Annotated in this window: 8 protein-coding genes; 6 read left to right on the top strand and 2 right to left on the bottom strand. The window is 69.5% G+C overall.

The window, feature by feature from the left end; all coding sequences use genetic code 11:
* Together E1281_RS35260 and E1281_RS35255 are read right to left on the bottom strand one after the other, a co-directional pair.
* Positions 1-573: GNAT family N-acetyltransferase (locus tag E1281_RS35260; RefSeq protein ID WP_131884037.1), on the bottom strand; the 573-nt coding region annotated here is incomplete at its 3' end.
* A 62-nt stretch (positions 574-635) separates the two neighbouring features.
* The gene (locus E1281_RS35255) at positions 636-1,868 is read right to left on the bottom strand and encodes an XRE family transcriptional regulator (protein ID WP_131884036.1); all 1,233 of its coding nucleotides are present in this window, start codon (positions 1,866-1,868) and stop codon (positions 636-638) included.
* Between the two features lie 139 nt (positions 1,869-2,007).
* On the opposite strand from E1281_RS35255, the gene E1281_RS35250 reads away from it, so the two are divergent.
* The 6 genes from E1281_RS35250 (at position 2,008) to E1281_RS35225 (ending at position 6,991) form a co-directional block, all read left to right on the top strand.
* Positions 2,008-2,538: a hypothetical protein gene (locus E1281_RS35250; RefSeq protein WP_131884035.1), complete on the top strand. Its 531-nt coding sequence runs from the start codon at positions 2,008-2,010 to the stop codon at positions 2,536-2,538.
* On the top strand, positions 2,535-2,831 hold the full coding sequence (locus E1281_RS35245) for a hypothetical protein (protein ID WP_131884034.1): 297 nt from the start codon (positions 2,535-2,537) through the stop codon (positions 2,829-2,831). Before E1281_RS35250 ends, E1281_RS35245 begins: the two co-directional genes overlap by 4 nt.
* An 88-nt stretch (positions 2,832-2,919) precedes the next feature.
* A complete protein-coding gene (locus E1281_RS35240; protein WP_243717726.1) occupies positions 2,920-3,765 on the top strand; it encodes a radical SAM protein in 846 nt (281 codons plus the stop codon).
* Positions 3,766-3,877: 112 nt separating this feature from the next.
* Complete coding sequence (locus E1281_RS35235; protein WP_207943688.1) at positions 3,878-4,582, top strand: protein kinase; 705 nt, start codon at positions 3,878-3,880, stop codon at positions 4,580-4,582.
* A gap of 73 nt (positions 4,583-4,655) precedes the next feature.
* Positions 4,656-6,812 carry a tetratricopeptide repeat protein gene (locus tag E1281_RS35230; RefSeq protein WP_131884032.1) on the top strand — a complete coding sequence of 719 codons (2,157 nt, stop codon included), beginning with the start codon at positions 4,656-4,658 and terminating at the stop codon, positions 6,810-6,812.
* Complete coding sequence (locus E1281_RS35225) at positions 6,809-6,991, top strand: DUF397 domain-containing protein (RefSeq protein WP_131884031.1); 183 nt, start codon at positions 6,809-6,811, stop codon at positions 6,989-6,991. The genes E1281_RS35230 and E1281_RS35225 overlap by 4 nt, the downstream gene beginning before the upstream one ends.
* Positions 6,992-7,089: the final 98 nt, after the last annotated feature.

The raw sequence follows: 7,089 nt of genomic DNA, 5'->3' as shown, positions 1-7,089 counted from the left end.
CTGCGCCCCCGATCCCCGGCCGCCACTCGGCGGCAGGTCGAGAATCATCGCGTCGAAGTGCGGCGAGTCGGGAAACGGCAGCAACTTGCCGATCTTTCGCCAGCCCCACCGTGTGTACGCACGCTTCGCCGAGGTGTTGTCCTCTCGCACCAGCAACGTCGCCCGCTCCTCGGCCCGGCCACCCAGCAGCGCATCATGCAGGGAGTGCGCGACACCCTTGCCCTGCCATTCTGGGACGACCATCAGCTCGTTCAGCGCGAACGTCCGAGACCCCGTTTCCTCGGTGAACCCGTCAGGGACGGGTGTCGTCAACCCATTCCACCAACGGGCAGCCGGTGGCAACGCGTACCCGAACGCCTGCCCCACCGGCTCCCCGCCGAGGTAGGCAATGACGATCTCGAATCCCGGCGCCTTCGCGTACCCCTGAAACCGTTCGGCGAACCGCTCCGCCGAGTAGAACGGCCGCTCGATCACGTCCTGATGGGACGCCACGTACACCGGGACGATCACACTGTGCAAGATCTCTTCCGCGGCGACGGGCTCATAGCGGCTGAACGTCAGATCCGGTGTCATCGATCTCCTGTCGCGGTGGATGCGAGCAGTTCCTGTGCCTGCCGGACGGCGGGGAGGTTGGCCTAGGCGGGCTCCACGAGCCGCAGCGATGTCATCGCACTCCCTCGCAGCAGCCCGTCATTGCGCTGTTCGACCGGCAGTTTCTCCAGGACCCGCGACATATGGCGGGCGCCTTCGGTGGCGTCCCCGGCGCGGATCATTACCCCGGCACGGTGCATCTCGATCTGCCCGCGGCCCTGCCAGCTCCGGGTCGGGTACAGGGTGAACGCGGCGTCCTGTGCCGCCGTCGCCTGGCCGATGTTCCCGGCACACGTATGGACAAGGCTGGTGACGAAATGGAGGCGACCCCGTGGCCATCCCCACTGGTGGCCGCGCAGATCGGTGACCTGGTCAGGGAGTTGCTCGAAGACGCCGCGAAGGTCGTTGAGGGCGGCGGTGGCTTCCGCGGGGCGGCCGAGTTCGCCGAGGGCTTGGGCGCGAGCGGCGTGCCCGGACGCAACGCCGGCGCACGGAACGCCGTGACCGACCGCTATGGCCTCCTCGGCCTGCTCAACGATCGATAGGCGCGGCAGGTCGGCATACAGGGAGAAGACCGCAGCGCGGCCACGGACGAGCGCGGCGGCCCGATGGTCGCCGGTCTGGTCCGCAGCGCGTGCGGCGGTACGCCACCAGCGGCGGGCCGCCCGACCCTCGCCCATGTTCGTCAGAGAGATTGCGATCAGGGCGGCCAGTTGTGCGGCGACATGGATCATCCGGCTCCGGGCCGTACCGCGCGCGGACGGCAACAGACGCGTCAACTCGGCGAAGTCGGTGGAGAGTTCCGGGTGCAGGACGGTGGGGGAGACCCAGCCGACCTCGCGGGCGTAGTCGTCGGCGACGCTCTCCCAGGCATCTGCGTCGCGATCGGTCGCATCAGCGGCGACGGCGGCCTCGAACGCGTCCCGCAGAGGTTCGGCGTCACGGGCGAGCGCCGTCGTGGTGGCGGCGGTGGCCACGAGGCCGAGGAGTGCGCGTCGATCCACGTCCTCATTGTCCACCCCCACATCCACACCGCCAAAGAGGCCATCGGCGGAGGTTTCGAACGCTGTGGCGTAGGCGGATGCCCAGTCGCGGGGGAAATGCTCCCCCCGCTCGTACCCGCGGATCTGCCGCGCCAGCGACTCCACCTGCGTCCGGTTCGGCCGCAGGTCAGCCGCCTTGTACAAGGCCCGCGCCATAGCGGGCTTCGACCACTGCCGGGCAACCCGTTCAGCTCTTAACCGCACCGCCCACAACGGGACATTCTCGTCGGCCATCGCGTGCACCATCCGCCTCGACCGGAAGGCGGACACTCTGATGCTCCGCCTCACTGTCCGCCATTATCCGCCTACCGTCCGCAGAACACACGGGTCTTGACTGTGCGTGACCAGATCGCCACGAACCATGGAGCGCACGGTGCACCCCGTTCCGGATAAAACCGCCGCAAATGCATATCCCGACCAGTTCTCCGGCGGTGAGGACACCTCCCGACTCACCGCGCTGCGGGAGCGGCTTGCCATCTACGGCTTTCACGTCGAGCTGGTCAGCTCGTCCTTGGTCGTGACGGCACCCGTCGACCACGGGGTCCGTTTGTCGACCGAGATCGTGTGCAAGCCCCGTCCGTCCGATGGGGACCGGCTGTGGTTCTGGCACTCGTGGGGTGAACCGATCGACGCAGCCGACCACGTCGTCGACGCGGCCGTCTCGGTCGTCGGAGCCCTGAAGGTGAAGCGGACCCGCCGGGTCCTGGACGGTGACGTCACCGACATCAAGGCGCTGTTCGCCGAGAAGTTCCCCGGCTGGAACATCATCCGCACCGACCGCGGCAATTGGTGGGCCACCCGCGCCGTGCTGATTCGCGAAGACCTCAACCCGGACGACGCGTCCACCATCGAGGCGTCCACTCCGGCCGAGTTGTACGTCCGGCTGGAGGCCGCGTCCAAATGAGACTTGATCATTTCGGCCCAGTCGAGAAGTTGCACGCGGCTCTCCGCCGCCGCGCCCCTCAGGTCGCCGTAGCCGTCGAGCGCGGCGAGCAGGACGGCTTCCCACGGTTGCGTGTCACCTACCGGCACCTCGCCCCACTGATCGTCGCCTGGGATGGCACGACCTACCGCTATCTGTTCGAACGCGGCGACGAGGAGCGGCTCCCCGCCGACCCCGAGAAGGCCGCTGACCGCGTCGCCGGAGCCCTCGGCGCGCGAGTCCCGGTGCCAGCCGCCACGGAAGAACGGCCCTGACACCCCGTGGCCCGGACCAGGAGGCGCGCACCGGGCCATGGTCTCAACCCTTCGTCGCGCCATGGAGGTCATGATGACCATCGCTGACATGCCGCCACCAGTCGGCGGCACCGTTCCCCGGATGCTCTGGCTGGACCTGACCCGCAAGTGCCAACTCCAGTGCACTCACTGCTACAACGACTCCGGCCCGGCCGGTACACACGGGACCATGTCCCGAGAAGACTGGATCGGAGTCATCGATCAGGCCAAGGGCACTGGCGTGACATGGGTCCAGCTCATCGGCGGAGAGCCGACCATGCACCCGGACGCTGGCGATCTCCTCTGCCATGCCCTCGACCTCGGTATGGCCGTTGAGGTCTACAGCAACCTCGTCCATGTTCCCGCAGCGTGGTGGGACCTGTTCCAGCGGGACGGCGTGTCGATCGCCACGTCTTACTACGCCGCAGATGCCTCCGGGCACAACGCGGTCACGGGGCGGCCGAGCCACCGGCTCACCCGCAGGAACATCGTGCGGGCCGTCCAACTCCGCGTTCCCATCCGAATCGGGATCGTCGACACGGGCAACCCCCACCGCGCTGAAGACGCCCGGCGTGATCTGGAGACGATCGGCGTCACTCGCATCAGGGTCGATCGGGTCCGGGCGTTCGGCCGCGCCTCCAAGAGTCGTCCCCCCGAGGCGGGGGAGCTGTGCGGACGGTGCGGCACCGGTCGCGCCTCCGTCGGTCCGACCGGTGAAGTCTCCCCGTGCCCGATGTCGGCGGTGCTGAGTGTCGGCAACGTCAACACCACCGAATTGGCCGCTATCCTCGGCGGCGCCGCCATGACCGAGGCGACCGAGGCGATCCGGGGCGCCGTCCCCACCATCACCGACTGCGACCCTGATGGGGAGTGCAGTCCCGGATACGGCGACAGCGGTTGCAGCCCACGCACCTGAGGAGAACTCATTGAGGGACCTTCCCGGGGCCGAGGGACTCGCCGAGGCCCTGCACCCCCACACCGGCGCCCTCAGCAGCGTCGAGCGGACCGAGCGTGGAAACCTCTCGGACGTGACCGCGCTGATCGTCGGCGAGAAAGGGGAATGGTTCGTCAAGGCCGTCCGCAACCGCCCCGGCGGCCGACGCGACTCCCTCGTCCGGGAAGGGCTCATCAATCCGTTCGTGCACCCAGTCTCCCCAGCCTTGCTCTGGCAGGCCGAGAGCCCGGAATGGATCGCGCTCGGCTTCGAGATCGTCCGTGGCCGTCACGCCGACCTGTCACCGGGATCTCCCGACCTGCCCGCGGTGGTCGACGTCCTGAACCGGATCGCGCGCATGGAAGCGCCCAACATTGCGCAGGACTGGCCGGAGACCCGCTGGGACTGCTTCTCTGCCGACGCCGAGTCGCTGAGAGGGGACGCGCTGCTGTACACCGACCTCAATCCGGACAACCTCTTGATCGGAGAGCAGGCGACGTGGGCGGTCGATTGGGCGTGGCCCACTCGGGGTGCCGCGCATATTTCGCCCTCCCTTCTCGTCATACAGCTCATTGCGGCTGGTCACAGTGCGGAATCAGCGGAGGAATGGGCGGGCGGTTGCGCCACCTGGGCGAGTGCCGATCCGGAGGCTGTCGACGCGTTCGCAGCTGCGGCCTTGCGTATGAACCGCCATCGCGCTGACCGCAACCCCGACACTGGGTGGCTGAGGGCAATGGCCTCCGCTACCAGCCAATGGGGTGACCACCGGGCGGGCCGCCCATTCCGCTCGTTCAGGTAGCTCCCCGTGGGCCTTCGCCTTCTAGCGTGCTCGTCGGCGTCGGCGAGTACGCGGGGCGATTTATGATCCGGGGATGGATCTCGAAGCGGTGTTCGGCGGCGGGGGGTTGGTCGTCGCGGCGACCGCCGCTGTGATCGCGTGGGTGCAGTTGCGTCGGACTCCTGCCCTTCCCGCGGGATCGTCGCAGTCCGGCGGCGGGGCCTCGCGGGGCATCCTGCGGCCGCCGACCGGGCGGTTGCCGGAGCATGTCCGCGGCCGCGAGCAGGTCCTGCGCACGATCGAGGCCGCCGCGCGGCGGCCGGACGGTGCCATCCACCTGCTCGGGGGGCTCGGCGGCACAGGGAAGACGACCATCGCGCTGCGGGTCGCCGACAACTGCCTGTCCGCCGGGCGGCGCGTGTGGTGGGTCTCCGGGGTGGACGCCGGCTCGCTCGCCTCCGAGCTGTTGGAGCTGGCCCTCGCGCTGGGAGCTACGGCCCAGGACATCGAGGACGTGTCGAACGGCAGGCGCAACCCCGCCGACCTGCTGTGGGAGTTCCTGGAGACGCAGCGGGACTGGGTCCTGGTGATCGACAACGCGGACGATCCCGACGCGCTCGCCGTGCAGGGCCGGGCCGCGGGCGACAGTTCGGGCTGGATCCGGCCCAGCTCGTCCGGCCTGGTGCTCATCACGAGCCGCAACATCGACCCGATGGTCTGGGGACGGCACGTCACCGTCCACACCGTGGGGTGGCTGCCGGCGGAACAGGGGGCGCGCATCCTGCTGGACCTCGCTCCGCAGGCGGGGAGCATGGATGTAGCCCGTGAGCTGTCGGAGCGGCTGGGTGGGCTGCCGCTGGCGCTGCACCACGCGGGGCTCCACCTGGCGTCCCCCTTTCATCGTGAGCGCTCCTTCACCGCGTATGCCGAGGCTCTGGAGGACCGGTTCCCCGAACTGATGGGGGCGGGGGCCGATGACCGGTCCATCGTGACGAGCACCTGGCGCATCACCCTCGACGCCCTGATCGGCGACGGGCACCCCGAGGCCGGTGCCCTGATGCGGGTGCTGTCCTGCTTCGCGGGCGGCGTCCCCTTCCGGTGCGACCTGCTCGACCACGACGTCCTGGCGCGCGGCTGCGGCCTGGGGGACGGCGCCCGGGTCGCCGAGGGGCTGCGGGCCCTCGCGAACACCGGCCTGATCTCGCTCAGCTCCTCCGGGGGCGACGACGTGATCACCGTGCATCCGCTGGTCGCGGAGACGCTGCGGACGGACGACGGTGACCGTCGCGCCCACGGAGGTACGGCGACGGACCTGGTGGCGACCGCCGCGGAGGGCCTGGACCCGAGGAATCCCGAGCACCATCCCGCCTGGGCCTCCCTTGTACCGCACGTCACCGAACTGCTCCAGGCCGCGACGTCGTGGCACGGTGATTCCGCGCTGGAGCGGGCCGCCGAGGCGGCGAGCCTCGTCGCGATCGCGCTCGGCTGGGGCAGCCAGTACTTCGCCGCGCTCCGCCTGGTCGAGAAGTCGCTGACGACCATCGCGGCCCTGGGCACCGAGCATCCCGTCGTCGTTGAGCTCACGCTCACGCAGGCCAAGGTCACCCGCCTGCTCGGCGACCCGGAGTCGGCCGAACCGATCGTCCGCCGGGTCGTGCGGACGCGCGAGAGCGTCCTCGGACCGGACGATCTCGACACGCTGCGTGCGCGCCACGAACTCGGGCTCTGCCTCGTGGCCCAGGACAAGATCACCGATGCCGAACAGGAGTACACGGCGGTTCTCGCGGCCAGGCGGAACATCCTGGGCGAGGACCATCCGCACACGCTGATGAGCCGTCACGTGATCGCGGAGGTCCCGGCTCGCCTCGGCAGGCCCGACGAGGCCGAGCGGCAACACCGTGAGATCTACTCCGCGAGGCTGCGCATCCTCGGGCCCGACCACCAGGACACGCTGCTCACCCGGAAGTACATCGGCATCGCCTTGGTCCAGTGCGGGCGGATCGACGAGGCGGAACGGGAACTCACCGAGGTTCTGCCCGCCCTGGGACGAGTTCTCGGCGGTGAACACGGCCACGTCCTGTCGGTCAGATACGAGCTGGCGAGCCTCCTCGCGGCGCGAGGCCGGACCCGCGCCGCACGTAAGGAACTCAGGGAACTGATTTCCGTGATGCGGCGTGTCCTCGGCACCGGCCATCCCGCGACGCGTAAAGCCGAAGACTTCTTGGCCGGACTATCAGGAGGGCCTGCATGAAAAGCAAGGACATCGAGTTCCGCAAGGCGCGGCGTTCGGGCATGGAGGACGGTTGCGTGGAGGTCGGGCGGGACGGAGGCACCGTCAGGGTCCGTGACTCCAAGGCGCGGGACGCCGGGACGCTCGGTTTTCCGGTCGCCGAGTTCAGGCGGTTCCTCGCCCGGCTCCAAGACCGGTAATCCGCCCGTCACATACGGTCCGGGCGGGCGGTGAGTTTGGCGGCGCGGCGGAGGGCCGGGTCGCCGGGGTGGATTTCGCGGCCGAGGCTCGGGCGGGG

Source organism: Actinomadura sp. KC345, from assembly GCF_004348515.1.
GTDB lineage: Bacteria > Actinomycetota > Actinomycetes > Streptosporangiales > Streptosporangiaceae > Spirillospora.
The sequence above is the reverse complement of the archived record's forward strand: the minus strand, read 5'-3'. Positions and strand labels throughout refer to the sequence as shown.